The organism is Desulfovibrio ferrophilus (assembly GCF_003966735.1).
Taxonomy (GTDB): domain Bacteria; phylum Desulfobacterota; class Desulfovibrionia; order Desulfovibrionales; family Desulfovibrionaceae; genus Desulfovibrio_Q; species Desulfovibrio_Q ferrophilus.
Map to the genome: position 1 here is coordinate 2187364 of NZ_AP017378.1, position 19798 is coordinate 2207161.

Below are 19798 nucleotides of genomic sequence, written 5' to 3' on the forward strand. Positions count from 1 at the left end.
CCTTGCCTAGGAAATATCCTATCGGTTCAATAAATGATAAGCGTCCTCGGCCGGATCTGAAAGATCGGATGGTTCGTAAAACAACCCCGAAGTCAACATGGTAAACCAGGTCAGCCAAGCCTGCTTTGGAGTAAATTCGGCATTGCGGAACGTATCCGGCACCATGAACTTCTGAACCACGCATTCCATGATTCCAGCCACGATCTGCGGATGAACGCCGGAGCGAATTTCTCCGCGTTCGACACCCCGGGCAATGGCATGGGCGAACTCACCCAGCACCCGAATACGCAACTCATCGAACTCCTCCCAGATATCAGGATAGCAGGACCGCGTATCCGACAGAAAGATAGGGGAAGCTTCGCGCACCATCTCACCCAATCTGCGATATCCGGCAATGAATGATTCCCGGGCCGACCGCCCTCGAGACACTTCAACCAGCACGACATCCAGATGGCGGGAGTATCTCTTGAGCACCAGCTCACGGACCAGATCCTTCTTGCTCGAAAAATACCGATACAGGGTCTTCTTGCTGATACGCAGCCCCCCCGAAATCTCATCCATTGTAACCCGACGCACCCCGAACTGCCTGAAGCTGGCATAGGCCGCCTCCAGAATCCGATCACGCATCTCTTGCGACAAAGCACCCATCTTATACTCCAGAAACGAAAAGCGTTTTTTAAGTTTCCTAGCGCATCAGTACGCTTCGGTCAACACCGTTCCGAGAACAATAAAATAAGCCTCAGAACAGTTGTTCCGAGGCTTATTGTTCAATCGTTAAACATTTGAAAGTGATGCCAAGCCCTCAAGGCCGACCGAGTCACCCCTTGCAAGGGTTTACGTGGCTCAAAATAGCGCCGCTAACGGAGAGTTTTCATCACCCTGCTAGGGCTGGTGACGATAGGCCTTCTTGATCACTACAGGCACCAGCGGCACATCACCCATACCACCCTGGCGGCCGGTCTGAACCTTGGCAATTGTGTCGACCACGTCCATCCCACGGATCACACGGCCAAAAACGGCATAGCCCCAGCCCTGGGGGTTCTTGCCCGTGAAATCCAGGCTGGCATTGTTCTTGTGGTTGATGAAAAACTGACTGCTGGCACTGTGCGGGTCAGAGGTCCGAGCCATGGCGATCGTACCACGGCTATTGGGCAAACCATTATTTGCTTCATTCATGATGGGAGCCCCGGCAGACTTGCGCATCATGCTCATGTCAAAACCTCCGCCCTGAATCATGAAGCCCTTGATCACCCGATGAAAAATGGTTCCATCATAAAACCCGGCATCCACATACTTGAGGAAATTGGCCACGGTCACGGGGGCCTTGGCTTCCTCCAGCATAATGACAATGTTCCCCTGGCTGGTTTCCATGACAACCACCGGATTGGCGGCAAAGGCCCCGGAAACGGAAAAACACAGCAGCAACGCTGCCAGCACGATCATGCGCCCTATCTTCATCAGCAATCTCCTTGAACGAATTGTTGTTGCTCTTGGATAAAAGAGCAGCACGAGGAAGTCAAAACAAGTCCCACTCTTTTGTATTGAGCTTCTCAATCCAAACAGCCTCAGCCCATCAATATCCAAGGGCAATATTCACGCCCCCCCAGATTTTCAAATCCGCCCTAAACACTAGGCTATTGTGAGAATTATAATGAGATATCAGCATAAAAATCAAAAAAATCAATACGCGAACATCCCCATATCGAAACTTTCTATTTGCAGCCAGCTCCACCCCGCACTATAGTACATCTTGCTCACTGGTTCTCCACAGGCTGTGGATGCATGTGGAGAAATTGAATAACATCCTGGATGTTGGGGAACTCCTGGATGCGGCATTGCATTAAAGGGTGACAGCCTTGGGGAAGGCATAACGCCCGCGACGGGTAAACAACCCGTCCAACCACCAGGCAGGAGACCATGGATAACATCATCCAGAAACACATCCGTGAAATGAAGGCCCTCAGGAATTCCCTGAAAGATTCCAGCAAGCAACTGCATGAGCAACGTCGCCAGAACGATTTGGCGGTCGTGGCATTGAAGCGCCGTATCGCAGACATCCCGCTCACCGTGCCAAAAGCCAGGAAACCCATTCATTCGCGCATCCTTTCTTTCATTTTCTAGACACTACAATCCATTCTGCGCCACCTGTTTTTTCGGGTGGCGCTTTTTTTTTGTCCAACTTTCCGGTAACAATCATATTTATGGAGACCCCGGCCCACGTTCCGAGCCTTTCGCTCGCCCCAACACCACAGCGCAAAGCCTACATGCTCTTTGCCATGGCAATCGCTGCCATCCTCGGGATATTCGCATTGGGCTCGCAGTGGGCTCAGGAAAAGGCCGACCAGGAACGGCACAAGGCCTTTAGCGATCAGCAGTACACCCAGGCTGTGCTCATCCGCCAATCACTGGCTGGACTCATCAACTCCCTCCATGCCCAGGCAGACTCCCTGGCCACCCATGCCCTTCCGGCTTTTGCGACCGGCACTCTGGACTATGAATCCCTCCATGCCCTATTCCGCTCGGCCAACAGCGTCTTTCCCGACCTGAAGGCCATGGCCTATTTCTCCGATGATCAGGTCCTGGAGTTCATGTCTGCGTCCGACCCACAGGTCATCAAGACCATGCGCAACGCTGCCGAAGAATGGATCTGTGGCCCGGCCATCCTCACAACACCCCCCGGACAGGTTTACACTCCACCGCTTCTGATTACGGCCGAGCATCAATTCATGGGCATGGTTGCCCATATCAAAGTCAAAAATCGTCCCGCAGGAAGCCTGGTCCTGATCGTCGATCTGGGGAATATGCTCGCCCGCCTGGCTGGCGGACTGCATGCCCACCTCAAGGGCTCCATCTACGTCATGGCGGCCGACGGTACCGTGATCTATTCACGCAACAGAGAACAGACCGCGCGTAACCTGTTGGCCGATCTGAAGGATATGGGCAAGCAAAGTCAGGACATGCTGCTCTCCATGCTGACCATGCCCACAGGTCGCCACATCTGCACAACGCCCCATCTCACTCCCGATACCAGAGATTGCGAATTCATGTCCTGGGAATCCGTACAGATGGGAGAGCGCCGAATCATCATTTCCCTACTGGCCCACGAAACAGATATCTTTACCCTCCAGGCAAGCCTGAGCCGCCAGAGATGGATCCTGGGCGGATTACTGGCGCTCATCCTCACAGGAGCCACGGCCTTCTTTTACCGCCAGCGCTCACGCCAGCGTCTTGAAGATCACAACCTGCTGCTGGCAACACAGCTGGAGTCCACTCCCGACGGAGTGCTCGTCATGAACAACGAGCCACGCCCCCTGCTTTGGAACTCTCAGTTGCTCCAACAATGGCAACTCGGTCTCAATCCCCGGGATGACAGATCAGGAAAAGAAATCCTGCGACAGGTGACACGGCAACTCATCGACCCCCGCCCATTCCTGGAGGCGTTCAGAACCCTGTCTTCCGCACCCGGTGCCGAAATGCGAGGCACCACCATCAGCCTCAAAAATGGAACAGTGCTGGAGGTCAACTCCAACAGCCTGGTGGACGAACGCGGAAACTACCGAGGACGCGCCTGGTTTTTCCACGACATTACGGAACGCATACGCTCGGATGCAGCCCTGAAACAGAGCAAGGACCTGTTGCAAAGTATTCTGGACAACGTCCCCTCGTTGGTCTACCTGCGGGATGCTCAAAGCCGTTATGTCCTTGTCAATCGCCGTTATGAACGCTTCTTCGGCTGGAAAACAGGCACCTACGAAGGCAAGACCCCCCGCGAAATGCTCACCGAGAGCCACGCGGCCAGCATTTACATGAATGACGCCAAAGTCCTTCAGTCCAAAAAGCCTTATGAGCATGAGGAGACATTGGACTTTAAGGGGCGCCGACACGTGATGCTGACCAGGGAAGTTCCCCTGTTCAACGAGCGCGGCAAGGTGACAGGCATCGTAGGCATCACAACGGACATCACCTCACGCAAGCAGATTGAAGAACGCCTGCGCAGTGCCGTCGAAGAGTTCGAAGCCATTTTTGACAACACCTTGGTGGGAACCCTACTACTCAAGAATGGTCGGCATATCGCCAAGGTCAACGCACGATTTGCCGAGATGTTCGGCTATCCCCCCGAGGAGATGGTCGGGCGCTCCACCCGCTTCCTTCATCTGTCAGACAAGCACTATGAAGAATTTGGGGAACAATTCTCTTCCAAGCTGGCCTCACAGGAAATCATGAAGGTCGAGTATCCCTATCGCCACGCCAATGGATCAACGTTCTGGTGCCAACTCTCCGGCAAGGCTTTGGACCCGGACCTGCCCGAATCCGGAGTACTCTGGATTGTCGACGATATTACCGATCGCAAAAAACTGGAACAACTCAGAGATGATGTGGATAACATCGTGCGCCACGACCTCAAGTCCCCCCTGAGCGCAGTCATCCACGTTCCACAGCTGCTTCTGGACGACGACAATCTGAATCACGACCAAAGGGCGCTCTTGCGCGAACTCGAACGCTCCGGGCACCACATGCTGGAGATGATCAACAGATCGCTGGACATCTACAAGATGGAAAGGGGCACCTATCACATGGAGGCACGGAACCTGGATCTCACCGGAGTCCTACTTCGTGTTCTGCGCGAATTGAACTCCCAGATTCTGTCCAAAAGCCTACAAATTGAAATTCTGGTCAACGGCAACCCCACGGGAGCAAATGAGTTTATCGTCAGCGGCGAAGAACTGCTCTATCACTCCATGCTTGCCAACCTGCTCAAGAACGCCGTGGAGGCTTCCCCCGAGGGTGGGCGCGTCACTATTTCCATGGTTGAAGGAACCGCCAGGACCGTCGCCATCCGCAATGCCGGAGCAGTACCGGAGCCCATTCGGAAGACATTCTTCGAAAAATTTGCCACAGCAGACAAGAGCGGCGGCACCGGCCTTGGGACGTATTCAGCCAAACTCATTGCCGAGGCCCATGGCGGAGCCATCGGCATGCATACGGGTGAAGCCGAAGGAACCACAATCACCGTGACTCTCCCCGGCCCGGTGCAGGACAACTCCGACCCCTGATCCAGAACGCTGCAATCCATGACTATGAACCTCTTTCACTGGAGCAGGAGCTATCATGAGGCTTAGCCGTCGCAACGCCATCAAAGTCGTAACCGCCGCCACTCTGGCCCCCATGTTCGGACTCAGCGGGGCAACGTCCGCTGAAGCTGCAACCAATGGAGCCTTCGCCACAGGCTCGCCCATCAATGTCATTATCCCCAAAAACTATGTACAGCCTCTGGACGGCAAGCAAGGCCGTATCGTTCAGGCCCGTCTGGGACGAGCCGTGCTGGAGACCGTGCGCACCCATTACAAGGGGAAGAACCTCCCTGTATGGAAACAGAAATACGGAACCATGGACCTTGAAAAACGGGTCATGAACATCTGTCACTGGATCATACAAAGCGTGCGCGAGCATCGCGATGTCTATCCACTGGACCCGGCTTGGGTAGCGGCCCAGATCATGACCGAATCATTTTTTTATGAATTTGCCGTATCCCGGGCACTGGCCGTGGGCATCTGCCAGTTCATCACTCCGACAGCTCGGGAATACAAACTGGTCTGTGCCGGAACCCGTTCGGAACACAGCGCGCCTCCGTATCGCAAAACAGACTGGTCAGGAGAACAGGATATCTACTATGAACAGCGTACGGCATGGAAACAGGCCCGGCGCACCCGGCTCAAAATCTCCGGGGACGAGTCGGACTTCCTGCTGAAGGCTCTTCGGGCTGGCATCGACGGCAAATCCGTTGACGGAGCCCAAAAGTATCTTGAAGCCTGCGACAAAATCGAGGCCCTGGACAAACAGGTCAAGCAGGCACGTGAGCGGTTCACCTCATACCTGCAGCAGAATTTCAAGGGTCGCAGCATCTTTGCAAGCAAGGATGTGGCCTTTTTCAAGGAATTTGATGAGCGCGTGCTCTACAAAAAGCCAGTTAGCGCCATGGTTCTGATGCTTGCCCGATTCCTGCGTGCCAGAAATGGCAACATCATCGCCGCCGCAGCCGGGTACCATTCCGGACTCTCCAACACCCGCGAAGATCATGGCGTATATGGACGCTATGGTCGTATCCCCGGATTCGATTCCACGGTCAGTTACATCAGCCGCATTCTGGTCAACCACCACGAGATCGCAAGCCGCATGGTAACGACCTGAGCACTGAGGCGGCGACAAACCGACTCCCTCCCAGAACAGCCCAACATTATTGATGGAACACATGACTTCTGGATTGCGCGCCCCCTAAGGATCATTTACTGTTCCTCTCCGCCAAGGAAGGGAACATCATGCTCAAGGGATTCATCTGCGCCATCATCTCCGCCTGCTGCTACGGCACCCTGCCCATCCTGGGCAAACTGGGCTATGCCATGGGCATGGAGACCTACGAAATGCTCTCCTACCGATTCGGATTGGGCACCCTCATGCTGGCTCTGTGGCTGGCAGCCACCAATCCCCGGGCACTTCGCATTGCTCCCCATACCCTGCTCAAGGCCGTGGCCCTTGGCACCTGCATCTATCCCCTGCAAAGCATCTGTTTTCTATCTGCGTTGAAATACATCACCGCCTCCACCACGACCCTGATCCTGTATTTCTATCCCATCTGCGTCACACTGCTGTCCGCCGTGCTCTTCAAAATGCGCCTGGACAGAAAAGTCATTATATCCCTGGTCATCGTCACCACAGGTTGTGCTCTGGTTTTTTACGACGCCTTTTCACAGTCGGTCAGCAGCATGGGGCTGGCCTACGCCTTGGGTGCCATGGCAATCTTCTCGCTGTACCTCGTCGCCTCACAGGTCATACTGAAGGACGAACCACCCCTGACCGTGTGCCTCTATGTGCTGGCTGCGGCCACAGTGGTGTTCACGATACTGGCTGGTCCTCCAAAGCTCGCGGAAATGACCTGGCCCAAGGCAACTCTGGCGCTGGCGTTTGGATTCTTCCCCACCTTGCTGGCTGTGAGTCTCCTGTACACGGCCATCGACCTTGTGGGCAGCGCTTACACTTCCATCTTCTCCACCATGGAGCCCGTGACCACCGTCGCCCTGGCCTTCCTGGTTCTGGGCGAACCCATCGCCCCCTGGCAATTGGCCGGGGCCGCATGCATCATCGCAGGAATCGTACTGCCAAACCTGGGCCTCATCCGCCGAAAAACCATTGTCTCAGCATAAGACTTAACTACTCAAGTCTCTCCGTTCTTTGCCTTTTCCCCGAATCATGCTTATTGAATAAGTAATCGGGGGAAGCCGTCATGCAGATTCTGGATAACACACTGGCAATCATCTACCGGGCATTGTCCATCTCACTGAACCTCATTGGTCCCGTGAGCCTGCTGCTGTACCTAGCATTGATGTGCCTCATCTATCTGGCCTACTACAAACGCGGCCTGCGCCTTGGTTCCTTTGTGCATATCATGGGCTGCATCTTCTTTTTCTTCATCGTCTGGAATCACCCCGGCTACCGCTGGTACAAGATGCGCCCCTGGAACGGCGGGTACGTCTATACCCTGGTAATGATCGTTGTGTACGTCTACCTGCCCATGAAACTCGTCATGTTCGGCACCGAACTCTGGCGCAATCTGACTCCCAAGGGGAAAAGCGACAAGCCCCGTTGACCAGCCACTTCTGATTGTTCTTCCATCTCTTTGCATGAGCCCACAAAAAAGCCCGCCCGGCATTGCCGGACGGGCTTTATATAACGAGGGTTTTCACCCGAATAATCAGTTTTCCAGAAGCTGGGGTTGCACGACCTTGAGTTCAATCTTGTCACGCAGCCCCGAGAGGTATGCCATGAACATCTCATTGGTCTTGGCCTGCTGAATCTGCGTACGGAGCAGTTCCTTCTGGCGTTCCCACAATTCTTCAGGCGGAGCAACCCGCTCCACCAAACGGGCGAGGGCATAGCCGCTGCCCACGGAATAGCTCTTATCCAGCCACTGGCCCTCAGTTCCGGCAAAGGCTGCTTCCACCAGTTCGGGATTCATACCGAGCTCGGGAATCAGTCCACGGCGGGCGAAGGGCTTGCTGGTGGCAAGTTTGGCCTTGTACTGCACCAGAGCGGCTTTGGCCTTGGCAGGATCGACCAACTCGGTCAGCACGGAATCCGCTTTCTCCTGAGCCAGCGTCAAAGCGCCCTCACGTCTCAGGGTCTCGACGATAACGCCCTTGACCTCGTCCAGAGGAGCCACGGTAGACTCGACGAACTTGGACTTGGCCGCCAACAGATAACCACCTTCGATGCTCAAAGGCGTTTCGGAGGCCTTGCCGGTCTCCAAATCAAACAGCAACTGAACGCTCTCGGCATCGATGCCCAGGCGCTGGACCAACATATCCTTGGTCATGGCACCGGTGGACTCCAGGGTCATCCCCAATCCTTCGGCAACCTTGACCAGAGTGTCACCCACGATGATCTGGCCGATGGCCTGATCGAGCTTGTCGGACAGGGCATCAGCAGCCTTATCCTCAGCCAGGGAGGAACGGATGTCGGACTCGGCTTCTGCCAAGGCCTTGACACCCTCGTCGCGGTGATCCTCGAGTTTGAGCAGATGCCAACCGAATTTGGTACGAATGGGCTCACTGACCTCACCAGGCTTCAGAGAGAAAGCAGCCTCCTCAAAGGGACCAACCATCATGCCGCGTGAGAACCAGCCCAAATCGCCGCCGGTGGCGTTGCTGGGGCCTTCGGAATATTTCTTAGCCAGCTCCTCGAAAGTAGACCCCTTGGCCAGACGAGCCTTCAGACGCAGCAACTTGGTGCGTACATCCTTGACTTCAGCCTCAGGGGCACCGGCATCCAGCTTGAGCAGAATGTGTCTGGCCCGGACCTGTTCGGGGCGGGCAAACTCATCCTGATGTGTATCATAGTAGGTCTTGATCTCTTCAGCTGAAACCGTCTGGACTCCGGAAAGCGCCTGGGGCGTGAACTGCAGGTATTGCAGCGTCGCGCGGGCCGGACGCCTGAAGCGGTCCTGATTGTCGGCGTAGTATTTTTCAACCTGTTCGTCGGAGGACTGAACCTCAGCAGCAAAATCTTCCCAGGGAAAAAGCAGATAGTCGATGGCAACTCGCTCGCCACCATACTGGAAGAAATCGCGCACTTCAGCGTCATCCACGACCACGGTCATATCCAGATACTTCTGGAGTTTCTCGGCCATGATATCCTGACGCATACCGGTTTCAAAGTCTGCGGGAGTCATGTTGCTGCCCCGCAGCACTGCGCGGTAGATGCCCGTATCGAAACGGCCATCCTTGCCGCGGAAGACCTGATAGGAAACGATGCGCTTCTGCAGTTCGGCGTCGCTCACGGCCAGACCCAACTCCAGGGCCTGCTGACGAATGAGTGTGGAGTTCACCATATTCGCCAGAACCCGGTCCTTGATCCGCATCTGCGAAATGTCCTCGTTGGACAAACCAGGCATCTGGGTCCGCACAGCATCGAGTTCACGACGCAGGCGCGACTGGAAATCGGTGATCATGATGGGCGTCTCGCCCAGGTAGGCCAATACGCCTCCACCCTTGCCACCGAGGGTACCGGAACCGTAGGCAAAAACGAACGCCAGGATGATGACGCCGAATAGAATCTTGATGACCCATGATCCGGCATTCTGCCGCAGTCCATCTAGCATTGAGACTCCAATCCTTTAAAGGCTTGACATTACGCGTGGTCAGCTTGAGCGCGGACAAAGTTCAGGAGGCCGCCTGACTGAATAATAGCCAGTTCATTTTCCGTCAAATCATTTTGGAGCAACACACCACCGATTCCGGCAACTTGAACCTCGATTTCGCCCCCTGGCGTAATGGAACCAACAGGCACCGTCAGGGCTGCACCCTGCTCCAACCGCTCGTAATCACCAGGATTTACAAATGTCAGTGGCAGAATACCGAAGTTCACCAGATTCGCACGGTGAATGCGTGCAAGAGATTTGACAATCACGGCGGCAACGCCAAGATGACGCGGGCCAAGAGCTGCGTGCTCACGCGAGGAGCCCTGGCCGTAGTTTTCCCCACCCACGATGACGCCGCCTCCGGCTTCACGGATGCGGGACACGAAGTCCGCGTCCACGCGGGAGTAGATATACTCGCTGATGGCCGGAATATTGGAGCGCAACGCAGTGATCTGTGGCCCGGCAGGCAGAATGTGGTCCGTCGTGATGTTGTCGGCCACCTTCAATTGCACCGTCGTTTCCAAAGTCTCCGTCAGTGCTTCGAAGTTCTCCAGAGGCACGATGTTGGGCCCACGCAGGACCTCCACTTCGGAGCCATCGGCTGGCGGCATCAGGAACAGATGACGAATTGACGGCACCTCGGCCGGGAACTCGGGCTTGGCCGGTGGCTCACCCCAGGTGGCCGGGTCCGTAAACTCACCCTTAAGGGCGCACATGGCGGCAGTCTGCGGGCTGGCCAGATAAACCTGCCCGTCCTGAGTGCCGGAACGTCCCTCGAAATTGCGATTGAACGTTCGCACGGACACACCGCTGGAGACTGGCGAACCACCCATACCGATGCAAGGGCCGCAGGTACATTCCAGCAGGCGCGCACCGGCGGTGAGCATGGGAGAAATCAGCCCCTCGGCAGCCAGCATGTTCAATACTTGTTTGGAGCCGGGCGACACCAGCAGATCGGTCTCGGGCTTGATACGTTGACCGTCCAGCATCTGGGCCACGGTCTTCAAGTCCGCGTAAGAGGAGTTGGTGCAGGAGCCGATGGCCGACTGATCAACCTTCTTGCCCGCCAGTTCACGCACGGTCATGCGCACGTCGGGCATGTGCGGAGCGGCGACCAGAGGCTCAAGGGTGGAAAGATCGATACGCACTTCTTCGTCGTACTCGGCGTCCTCATCGGCCAACAGGAGCTCAAACTCATCCTCACGTCCCATGGCCTTGAAGAAGGAGCGGGTTTGCTCATCACTGGGGAAGATCGAAGTGGTGGCGCCGAGTTCAGCCCCCATATTGGTGATGGTGGCGCGCTCGGGTACGCTGAGGCTCGCAACGCCGGGACCGGCGAATTCCATGACACGGCCCACGCCGCCCTTCACGCTCAGCTCTCCCAACAGATGCAGAATGATGTCCTTGGCGGCTGCCCAGCCGGTCAGTTCTCCTTCCAGCCAGATGCGGACGACCTTGGGCATGGAGATGGTATAGGGCTCACCCGCCATGGCCAGAGCCACAGACAGACCGCCAGCCCCCATGGCCAGGCAACCCACACCACCCGCTGTGGGGGTATGGCTGTCCGAGCCAATGAGGGTCCGCCCGGGGCGGGCAAAATTCTCGAGGTGCAGTTGATGGCAGATACCGGTACCCGCAGGAGAGTAGACCACACCGTAACGCGCAGCCACTGTGCGCAGATAACGATGATCGTCCGGGTTGCGGAATCCCATTTGTAGCGTGTTGTGGTCCACGTAACTCACCGATAGTTCGGTGCGTACACGAGGCACGCCCATGGCTTCGAACTGAAGATAGGCCATGGTGCCTGTTGCGTCCTGGGTCAAAGTCTGGTCGATGCGCAGTGCGACTTCAGATCCGGGGGTCATCTCCCCGGTGATGCGATGGGCGTCGATGATCTTCTGGGTCAGGTTCTGAGGCATGGAATTCTCTCTCTTTCGGCAGCGGGGAAGCCACCGGGCAGGGGGTTACTGCACTATGCCCGTGGGCTTGTTCCCAAGCCGCAGTCTATTGGCTTTGCACTTACAAAGCTCAGCTTCGGTCGCCAAGCGCAACTTATCCTGTGACAGGCGGAAAATTTCCTGGGCGTAGTACGTTCCGGTCGCTGGGTCCTCTGCTTCTCTCAGCTGGCGAATCTGCGCCACCACGGTTTCCCGCTGAAGGAGGATTTCCTCGGCCTCACGCTCCAGATCAGCAATTTCATCGGACACGGATACGTCGTCCTTTCTTCTTTCCGTCATCCTCGGGCTCCTTGTCCTTGGGATTGAAATTTTCGGCGAACAATCCCCAGAATCCGGGCCAGGTCTCGGACAGGCCTCCGGGGTTTGCCAATGTGACACCCGGTGCGGTCATGGAAGCCAGGGCCAAAGCCAAGCTCCACTGCGGCGACGGGCTGGGGAATGGGGTCATGGGATCGGCCCAGCGATTAGACGGCTCGCGGCCAGCGACGATCACAACCCGACCGGGCTTGACCCGGGCAAAACGGCCAATGCGCCCTGCGATTTCTTCGGCAGTGGAGGTGTCTTCATCTTCACTGATGGCAATGCGGGCGTCACCCGGTGCGGCAATGCCCATGGCCACGGCCAGCGGGAACAAACCTCGACTGGCGTCGAAATCCAGCTTGTCAGGCCAGCTTCCAGCGGTGACGGTGATGCCGGACTCGGAAACCTTCAGTTCCAGCCCTGCATTGCGCAGCATCCCCTCAACCACTGGGGCATCGGGACAATCGTCGGGCCAATGCCCGGACAGAGTCACGGAGCCCCCTGTGAACCGGGGCAAAGCCAGCAACGTGGCACACAGTTCCGCATCCAGGGGCAGGACGGAACGATCCGGCTTGGCTGGGATCTTGTAGCTTCCGGCTTCCACAGAAAATTCATTCTTGCCCAGAGTGGCGGTCACTCCACAGTCAGCCAGGACCTTTACGGCCAAATTCATCAGACCAGCGCCTTCCCAGCCCTTGTCCCAATTGAAACGCAATCCTTCCGGATAGGTCGGACCGGCCAAAGCCATGGCCAAGGCGCACAGCGGCGGAAACCCTTCAGGGACCTTGAAGGAACCGTGGGTCATGCCACCGCTCTCCAGGCGCACAGGAGCACCGGTCAGGTGCGGCTCGATGGAGGTCAGGCGTGCACCCAACCCGGCAAACACCCGCCCAACAACAGACAGGTCCAGAACCTTCAGCGGAGTGCCACCCGTAATGGTGGTTCGTCCCACCTGCGGTAACCCCAGAGCCAACAGCAGGTACAGGTTCAGCGGGTCGTCACCGGCATGGATGGTCTTACCCGGCAGGGAAGCCTTGGCTCCAGTGCTCTTGACCAGGGCCTCTTCCCACGACAGGGAAGCTCCAGCCTGGTTGAAAGCCTTGACCAATTCCACGAGGGGATCGTTGACCACCACGGGAGCCAGCTCGATCGAAGAGCCGGACAGCACGGCCAGCACGGTCAGCAGGCGGGTGATGGTCCGATTGCGAGGCCCAGCCATTTCCAGGGCAAGATCCTTGACTTCGGGGTTCATGATGAACTTGCGGCTGGCGGATTCGGGTTTCACGGCACCGGCATAGGCAAGGCCATTGGCCAAGGTGAAAATCTGGCGCAGTGGACGAATATCCAACCCATGGCGCGAGGCCACTTCATCCCAGGAGCGACGCATACGGCGTTCCTGATTGGCATCTGCCAAGGGCCTGCCCTTGGCCTTGCGCGCAGCCGCAGCGCGGCCCAGGAGCTGGGTTCGCTTGGCAATCATGTAGGCCAAGTCGAGGTCCAGATCCACGAGTTCGTCGGTTAATGATCTATTCTGCGACTTATTGAACGGCTTGTTGCCGAATTTTTTATCTTGCATGGGTGGAATCTCGATCCGGATAGGGAGTTTATGGGGAACCGATTTCTATACCAATATCCCCACAAAGCGCAAGCCCGGCAAACACCGTCATTTTCCACTGTCATCGCGGTATGATGCCCCAGAACTCCAAAAGAAAAGGGGCGCCCGAAGACGCCCCCTATATCATAAATCGGTAAAAACCGATCTATTTCATGACGTCGCCGGAAGCAGCGCCCTGCATCTTGACCTCGACCTTTTCGGTCAGGCCAGCGTAGTACTTGCGCAGCTCGACGAGGACTTCGTCGCGACCGAAGTGATCGACCACTTCAGCACCCTCGGAGAGGGCCTTACGCAGCTTGGTACCGGACAGGATGACGCGATCTTCCTTGGTGTGAGGGCAGGTACGCAGGGAAGCCATGCCGTCGCACTTGAAGCAGTAGAAGGTCCAGTCAATCTTCATGGGCTGGCAGATCAGATCCTTGCCAGGACCATTGGTGGGCACGCGGTCGAAGATCTGCTGAGCTTCGAACAGGCCGTAGAAGTCGCCAACACCAGCGTGGTCACGACCGATCAGCATGTGGGAAACGCCGTAGTTCTGACGGAAGGCAGCGTGCAGCAGGCCTTCGCGAGGACCAGCGTAACGCATGTCCAGGGGGTAACCAGCGTTGATGACGTTGTCAGCAACGAAGTAGTTGTCGATCAGGATCTGAATGCACTTCACGCGGACTTCGGCCGGGATATCGCCGGGCTTCAGGTTGCCGATCAGGGAGTGGATCAGGCAGCCGTCACACACTTCGATGGAGATCTTGGCCAGGAACTCGTGAGAGCGGTGCATGGGGTTACGAAGCTGCAGGGCGGAAACAGTGCTCCAGCCGCGCTCTTCGAACATGGCACGGGTCTCGGAAGGACGGAGGTAAACGCCGGGGAACTTCGCAGCGTAGTCGCCCTCGGACAGCACTTTCACAGGACCGGCCAGGTTGAACTTGCCCTGAGCCAGAACCATCTGCACGCCGGGGTGATCTTCAGGAGCGATCTTCCAGAAGTTCTCGCCTTCGGACTCTTCGCCCTCACCGCGATAAACTTTCTCGCATTCCCACTTCTTGTCTTCTTCGGTCATCTCGAACTTCTCGGTGACCTGCATGGTCGCGTAGACAACGCCTTTGTTGACCAGGGCGATCTCTTCGCCAACGGCCACGTCAGCATCAGTGTCCAGGCAGACCGGAACGGGCCAGAAGGTGCCGTCGGCCATGGTGAAGTTCTCACAAACGCTCTTCCAGTCAGCCTTGGTCATGAAGCCGTCCAGCGGAGAGAATCCGCCGATGCCCATCATGATCAGGTCGCCTTTGGCGCGGTTGGAAATTTCAATCTGCTTCAGGCCTTCGGCCTTTTTCTGCTCAGCAGCCAGCTCAGCGCCGGTCAGCAGGCATTCAACCAGGCCTTTACCACCATGAGGGGGAACGAGTTTGGACATAGTCGTCTCCTTTCGAGAGGTTTGAATAGTTTCCTTAAGCCTCGAGAGGCATCAGCTTCCTCGGGAAGTATTTATTCCACGATCCGAGTCAAATTCTGGGTGCCTATTCTCGTAGTAACCAATTTGAAAGTACGTCGAAGGTGTTTGTGAAAAAAATGCGCAAATGTCAAGCTTGTATCTTTAATCAATTATTATAGATAGATAGATGTCAAGCTAACCTTGACGACACACCGCACATCAGGAAACCCCCCTCTAAACAACCGTTTCCGAGCTCAAGGATGAGCCAGTGATGACCACCCAAAAAATCATATAAATGCCATATCATCCGGATTTAGAGCCAAATCTGAGTCTTTATTTAATATGTATATATAAAATCAACTTTCAACCCTTGCCTTGGTCTTTCAATCTTTGTATATAGCCGTGTGCCAAGCGCCTCGGCGCGCTCTCGACCTGATTTGAAGTACGTAAAAAGATCAAGCATTTCGTTGTTTTTTATCCTCATAGCCGAGCTTGGGATATTATTCACTTTCGCCTTGACAGGCGAGGGGCGGAGTTGCTAGAGATTTCCAGCTTGTTCTTATCATCACAAGCGTGTAGCTCATGCTAACTTGCATGTGAGAAAGGCGCCCATAAGTCACTATTAATGACTCTTAGGGCACCACCGGCACAAGATCATTGAAAGCCCCGGAAAATCCGCAATGACAACTCATTGCGGTTAGACCAGGGTGACCTGTGTCTGAGAGCAACGTCATAAGGCGGGGAAACTCGGTGTTTCCCTGCTTTTCATATCTCCGTCGTTGAGGCGGCTGATATGTTCTAGGAAAGGTTGTTTTCATCAACCCTTATTGTTTGGAGGATTCATTATGCCGACTTTTGTTGACCCTTCGAAGTGCGATGGATGCAAGGGTGGCGAGAAGACCGCTTGCATGTACATCTGCCCGAATGACCTCATGATCCTCGACCCCGAGGAAATGAAGGCCTACAACCAGGAGCCTGATGCATGCTGGGAGTGTTACTCCTGCGTGAAGATCTGCCCCCAGGGCGCTATCACTGCTCGCCCTTACGCTGACTTTGCCCCCATGGGCGGTACTTCCATCCCCATGCGTTCTTCCGAGGACATCATGTGGACCATCAAGTTCCGCAATGGCGACGTCAAGCGCTTCAAATTCCCCATCCGCACCACCCCTGAAGGCTCCATTAAGCCTTACGAGGGCAAGCCTGAGCCGGGCGACATTGAGTCCGAGCTTCTGTTCACCGAGACCGCACTTGTTGCTCCCAAGGAAGCCCTTGGCAAGAAGTTCGAGATCACCGATGACACCAAGACCCAGTGCTGGGCTGACATCCCGTGCGAGGACGGCGCCAACCGCTAGGTTGAGCTGTTTAGGGAACTGATTGAAACGCTAAACTCAAAGGAGTTTAAACTATGCCTCGTATTCCTATGAAAGAAGCGGTGAAGGGCATTGCCATCGCCGAGCCCACCATCGTTGAGCATGAAGTAGACATCCTCATGATTGGTGGCGGCATGGGCAACTGCGGTACCGCCTGGGAAGCAGTTTGCTGGGCCGACAAGTTCGCCCCCGAAGCCAAGATCATGATGGTTGACAAAGCTGCCATCGAGCGCGGCGGTGCTGTTGCACAGGGCCTGTCCGCTATCAACACCTACATGGGCAAGAACGACCCGGACGATTACGTCCGCATGGTCCGCACTGACCTCATGGGCCTGGTTCGCGAAGACCTGATCTTCGACCTCGGCCGCCACGTTGACGATTCCGTCCACCACTTCGAAGAGTGGGGACTGCCCGTCTGGTGTAAGGACGAGAACAACAAGAACCTGGACGGCGCCCAGGCTAAGGCTGCTGGCCTGTCCCTGCGCACCGGTGCCACTCCGGTTAACTCCGGCCGTTGGCAGATCATGATCAACGGTGAGTCCTACAAGTGCATCGTGGCAGAAGCTGCCAAGAACGCACTGGGCGAAGAGCGCTACATGGAGCGCATCTTTGTCGTGAAACTGCTCCTCGACGCCAACACCCCCAACCGCATCGCCGGTTGTGTGGCCATGGACGCTCGTGAGAACAAAGTTCACATCTTCAAAGCCAACGCTATCAGCATCGCCTGTGGTGGCGCTGTTAACGTTTACCGCCCCCGCTCCACCGGTGAGGGCATGGGTCGTGCTTGGTACCCCGTCTGGAACGCTGGTACCACCTACACCCTCGTTGCCCAGGCTGGCGGCGAAATGACCATGATGGAAAACCGCTTCGTGCCCGCCCGCTTCAAGGACGGTTACGGCCCGGTTGGTGCTTGGTTCCTGCTCTTCAAGGCCAAAGCCACCAACTACAAAGGCGAGGATTACTGTGAGACCAACCGTGCCATGCTCAAGCCTTACGAAGAGCGCGGATACGCCAAGGGTCACATCATCCCCACCTGCCTGCGTAACCACATGATGCTTCGCGAGATGCGCGAAGGTCGCGGTCCCATCTACATGGACACCAAGACCGCCCTGCAGAAAGCTTTCGAGACCATGACTCCTGCTGAGCAGAAGCACCTCGAAGCCGAAGCATGGGAAGACTTCCTGGACATGTGTGTCGGCCAGGCCAACCTCTGGGCCGCCACCAACTGCGCTCCTGAGGTGCGCGGTTCCGAGATCATGCCCACCGAGCCTTACCTGTTGGGTTCCCACTCCGGTTGCTGCGGCATCTGGTGTTCCGGTCCTGACGAAGAATGGGTTCCCGAAGACTACAAAGTCCGCGCTTCCAACGGCAAGGTCTACAACCGTATGACCACCGTTGAAGGCCTGTGGACCTGCGCTGACGGCGTTGGCGCTTCCGGTCACAAGTTCTCCTCCGGTTCCCATGCTGAAGGCCGCATCGTCGGTAAGCAGATGGTCCGTTGGTACTTGGATCACAAGGACTTCACGCCTACTCTGAAAGAGTCTGCTGAAGACCTGAAGAAAGAGATCTACCGTCCGTTCTACAACTACGAGGCTGGCAAGCACGCTTCCACCGACCCCGTTGTGAACCCCGAGTACATCTCTCCCAAGAACTTCATGATGCGTCTGGTCAAGTGCACCGACGAGTACGGCGGCGGCGTAGGTACCTACTACACCACCTCCAAGGCTCTGTTGGACACCGGCTTCTGGCTCATGGAGATGCTGGAAGAAGACTCCATGAAGCTTGCTGCCCGTGACCTGCACGAGCTGCTCCGCTGCTGGGAGAACTACCACCGCCTGTGGACCGTCCGTCTGCACATGCAGCACATCCAGTTCCGCGAAGAGTCCCGTTACCCCGGTTTCTACTACCGTGGTGACTTCATGGGTCTCGACGATGCCAAATGGCATTGCTTCGTGAACTCGAAGTACGATCCTGAGAAGGGCGAAACCGCCATCTTCAAGAAGCCTTACTACCAGATCATCCCCGACTAGGATGAACTCTCTGGGTGGCTGCGGGCGTATGCCCGTGGCCACCCTTTTTCAACTTTCATCCCAAGTCGAAAATGGTCTAAGCCTGAGCAGTACCTTGAAGTTATCGTTTAGGCTTAGGCCATTTTTCAAGTATGGCCCGAACCTGATCTAGGGAGGAACAAATGCCAAACACCAGCGTGCTCGTTGTCGGTGGCGGTTTCAGCGGCATCACGGCCGCGCTTGAAGCCGCAGAAGTCGGACACGAGGTCTTTCTCGTTGAGAAAAGCCCGTATCTGGGTGGACGGGTGGCTCAGCTGAATAAGTATTTCCCCAAGCTGTGTCCCCCTTCATGCGGTCTGGAAATCCAGTTCCAGCGCATCAAGAAAAATTCTCTCGTCAATGTCTTCACCCTCGCCGAAGTGGTCTCCGTGACCGGGCAAAAAGGTGATTATACCGTTAAAATCAAAATCAAACCCCGCTTTACCGCGCCCTTCGCGGCCGACCTCTCCGAGGCCGCCGATGAAATCGGCAGCGGCAGCGTGAACGAGTTTGAATTCGGCCTGGCTCAGCGCAAGGCTCTTCATAAGGACATGCCCTTCGCATATCCTGCTCGTTACGTCCTGGAAAAGGATGAACTCTCCTCCAGCGATGCCGAAAAGCTCGCGGAAAACGAGTTCATCGATCTGGACGAGACTGAAAAGGTCATCGAGGTCAACGTCGGCGCCATCGTTATGGCTACCGGTTGGAAACCCTACGACATGACCAACCTGACCAATCTGGGCGCAGGCCTCATCGAAAACTGCGTGTCAAACATGCAGATGGAGCGTCTGGCTTCGTCCCACGGTCCCACCAACGGCACCATTTCGCGCCCCTCCGACGGCAAAGCCCCCAAGCGGGTTGCCTTTGTGCAGTGCGCCGGTTCCCGCGATGAGAACAATCTGAGCTTCTGTTCCTACATCTGTTGCATGGCTTCCCTGAAGCAGGCCACCTATGTACGCGAGCAGCTGCCCGACACTCAGGTCACCATCTACTACATCGACCTGCGTACCCCGGACCGTTATCAGAAATTCCGCGATCGCGTGCTTTCCGATGAAGGCATCCACGCCATCAAGGGCAAGGTTGCCGATGCCCAGAAGGGCGAGAACGGCACCGTGGTCCTGACCGTGGAAGATGCCGTGGCCGGTACCAAATCCAAAGAAGAATACGACCTCGTTGTGCTGGCGACCGGAATGCAGCCCACCTTGGCCGGAGAGAAGCTGCCCTTCGACCTCCCGCTGGACGAAGAAGGCTTTATCGTTGGCGGCGAGGACAACGGCATTTTCGCCGCTGGCTGTGCCAAAAAGCCTCTTGATGTTATGAAATCCGCTCAATCGGGCACCGGCGCCGCGATGAAGGCGATTGAAACGGTGAGAGGGAGGTAGCTTAC

At 56.2% G+C, this 19798-nt stretch carries 15 protein-coding genes; 8 read left to right on the top strand and 7 right to left on the bottom strand.

Annotated features, from left to right (window positions below; genetic code table 11):
• Positions 1-18: 18 nt before the first annotated feature.
• Positions 19-648 (bottom strand): TetR/AcrR family transcriptional regulator, encoded by a 630-nt coding sequence (locus EL361_RS10190; protein ID WP_126379146.1) that lies wholly within the window; start codon positions 646-648, stop codon positions 19-21.
• 234 nt (positions 649-882) lie between these two features.
• Positions 883-1458, bottom strand: a complete 576-nt coding sequence (locus tag EL361_RS10195) for a peptidylprolyl isomerase (protein WP_126379148.1) — start codon at positions 1456-1458, stop codon at positions 883-885.
• A 459-nt stretch (positions 1459-1917) separates the two neighbouring features.
• Here EL361_RS10195 and EL361_RS10200 point away from each other — a divergent pair, with 459 nt between their 5' ends.
• The 5 genes from EL361_RS10200 to EL361_RS10220 all read left to right on the top strand — a co-directional run bounded on the left by EL361_RS10200 (position 1918) and on the right by EL361_RS10220 (position 7642).
• Positions 1918-2121: a hypothetical protein gene (locus tag EL361_RS10200; protein ID WP_126379150.1), complete on the top strand. Its 204-nt coding sequence runs from the start codon at positions 1918-1920 to the stop codon at positions 2119-2121.
• A 143-nt stretch (positions 2122-2264) separates the two neighbouring features.
• Entirely contained in the window at positions 2265-5054 is a 2790-nt protein-coding gene (locus EL361_RS10205) for a PAS domain S-box protein (RefSeq protein ID WP_172961710.1), read from the top strand.
• Positions 5055-5109: 55 nt separating this feature from the next.
• A complete protein-coding gene (locus EL361_RS10210) occupies positions 5110-6189 on the top strand; it encodes a transglycosylase SLT domain-containing protein (protein ID WP_126379154.1) in 1080 nt (359 codons plus the stop codon).
• 128 nt (positions 6190-6317) lie between these two features.
• Entirely contained in the window at positions 6318-7199 is an 882-nt protein-coding gene (locus tag EL361_RS10215) for a DMT family transporter (protein WP_126379156.1), read from the top strand.
• Positions 7200-7279: 80 nt separating this feature from the next.
• Positions 7280-7642 (top strand): hypothetical protein, encoded by a 363-nt coding sequence (locus tag EL361_RS10220; protein WP_126379158.1) that lies wholly within the window; start codon positions 7280-7282, stop codon positions 7640-7642.
• A gap of 105 nt (positions 7643-7747) precedes the next feature.
• Here EL361_RS10220 and EL361_RS10225 read toward each other — a convergent pair whose 3' ends face one another.
• The 5 genes from EL361_RS10225 to sat all read right to left on the bottom strand — a co-directional run bounded on the left by EL361_RS10225 (position 7748) and on the right by sat (position 14975).
• Positions 7748-9652, bottom strand: a complete 1905-nt coding sequence (locus tag EL361_RS10225; protein WP_126379160.1) for a SurA N-terminal domain-containing protein — start codon at positions 9650-9652, stop codon at positions 7748-7750.
• Positions 9653-9681: 29 nt separating this feature from the next.
• Positions 9682-11610: an aconitate hydratase gene (locus EL361_RS10230; protein WP_126379162.1), complete on the bottom strand. Its 1929-nt coding sequence runs from the start codon at positions 11608-11610 to the stop codon at positions 9682-9684.
• Between the two features lie 45 nt (positions 11611-11655).
• Positions 11656-11928 (bottom strand): hypothetical protein, encoded by a 273-nt coding sequence (locus tag EL361_RS10235; RefSeq protein ID WP_126379164.1) that lies wholly within the window; start codon positions 11926-11928, stop codon positions 11656-11658.
• Positions 11888-13525, bottom strand: coding sequence for a hypothetical protein (locus EL361_RS10240; RefSeq protein WP_126379166.1), 1638 nt, complete (start codon positions 13523-13525; stop codon positions 11888-11890). Before EL361_RS10240 ends, EL361_RS10235 begins: the two co-directional genes overlap by 41 nt.
• A gap of 184 nt (positions 13526-13709) precedes the next feature.
• Positions 13710-14975 carry a sulfate adenylyltransferase gene (sat, locus tag EL361_RS10245; RefSeq protein WP_126379168.1) on the bottom strand — a complete coding sequence of 422 codons (1266 nt, stop codon included), beginning with the start codon at positions 14973-14975 and terminating at the stop codon, positions 13710-13712.
• Positions 14976-15838: 863 nt separating this feature from the next.
• On the opposite strand from sat, the gene aprB reads away from it, so the two are divergent.
• The 3 genes from aprB to EL361_RS10260 all read left to right on the top strand — a co-directional run bounded on the left by aprB (position 15839) and on the right by EL361_RS10260 (position 19793).
• Positions 15839-16345, top strand: coding sequence for an adenylyl-sulfate reductase subunit beta (gene aprB / locus EL361_RS10250; protein ID WP_126379170.1), 507 nt, complete (start codon positions 15839-15841; stop codon positions 16343-16345).
• Between the two features lie 53 nt (positions 16346-16398).
• Positions 16399-18393 carry an adenylyl-sulfate reductase subunit alpha gene (gene aprA, locus EL361_RS10255; protein ID WP_126379172.1) on the top strand — a complete coding sequence of 665 codons (1995 nt, stop codon included), beginning with the start codon at positions 16399-16401 and terminating at the stop codon, positions 18391-18393.
• A 161-nt stretch (positions 18394-18554) separates the two neighbouring features.
• Positions 18555-19793, top strand: a complete 1239-nt coding sequence (locus tag EL361_RS10260) for a CoB--CoM heterodisulfide reductase iron-sulfur subunit A family protein (RefSeq protein WP_126379174.1) — start codon at positions 18555-18557, stop codon at positions 19791-19793.
• Positions 19794-19798: the final 5 nt, after the last annotated feature.

Coding starts and splice junctions, on each gene's coding strand:
- EL361_RS10190 (WP_126379146.1), bottom strand. CDS start 648: ATGGGTGCTTTGTCGCAAGAGATGCGTGATCGGATTCTGGAGGCGGCC.
- EL361_RS10195 (WP_126379148.1), bottom strand. CDS start 1,458: ATGAAGATAGGGCGCATGATCGTGCTGGCAGCGTTGCTGCTGTGTTTT.
- EL361_RS10200 (WP_126379150.1), top strand. CDS start 1,918: ATGGATAACATCATCCAGAAACACATCCGTGAAATGAAGGCCCTCAGG.
- EL361_RS10205 (WP_172961710.1), top strand. CDS start 2,265: ATGCTCTTTGCCATGGCAATCGCTGCCATCCTCGGGATATTCGCATTG.
- EL361_RS10210 (WP_126379154.1), top strand. CDS start 5,110: ATGAGGCTTAGCCGTCGCAACGCCATCAAAGTCGTAACCGCCGCCACT.
- EL361_RS10215 (WP_126379156.1), top strand. CDS start 6,318: ATGCTCAAGGGATTCATCTGCGCCATCATCTCCGCCTGCTGCTACGGC.
- EL361_RS10220 (WP_126379158.1), top strand. CDS start 7,280: ATGCAGATTCTGGATAACACACTGGCAATCATCTACCGGGCATTGTCC.
- EL361_RS10225 (WP_126379160.1), bottom strand. CDS start 9,652: ATGCTAGATGGACTGCGGCAGAATGCCGGATCATGGGTCATCAAGATT.
- EL361_RS10230 (WP_126379162.1), bottom strand. CDS start 11,610: ATGCCTCAGAACCTGACCCAGAAGATCATCGACGCCCATCGCATCACC.
- EL361_RS10235 (WP_126379164.1), bottom strand. CDS start 11,928: ATGACGGAAAGAAGAAAGGACGACGTATCCGTGTCCGATGAAATTGCT.
- EL361_RS10240 (WP_126379166.1), bottom strand. CDS start 13,525: ATGCAAGATAAAAAATTCGGCAACAAGCCGTTCAATAAGTCGCAGAAT.
- sat (WP_126379168.1), bottom strand. CDS start 14,975: ATGTCCAAACTCGTTCCCCCTCATGGTGGTAAAGGCCTGGTTGAATGC.
- aprB (WP_126379170.1), top strand. CDS start 15,839: ATGCCGACTTTTGTTGACCCTTCGAAGTGCGATGGATGCAAGGGTGGC.
- aprA (WP_126379172.1), top strand. CDS start 16,399: ATGCCTCGTATTCCTATGAAAGAAGCGGTGAAGGGCATTGCCATCGCC.
- EL361_RS10260 (WP_126379174.1), top strand. CDS start 18,555: ATGCCAAACACCAGCGTGCTCGTTGTCGGTGGCGGTTTCAGCGGCATC.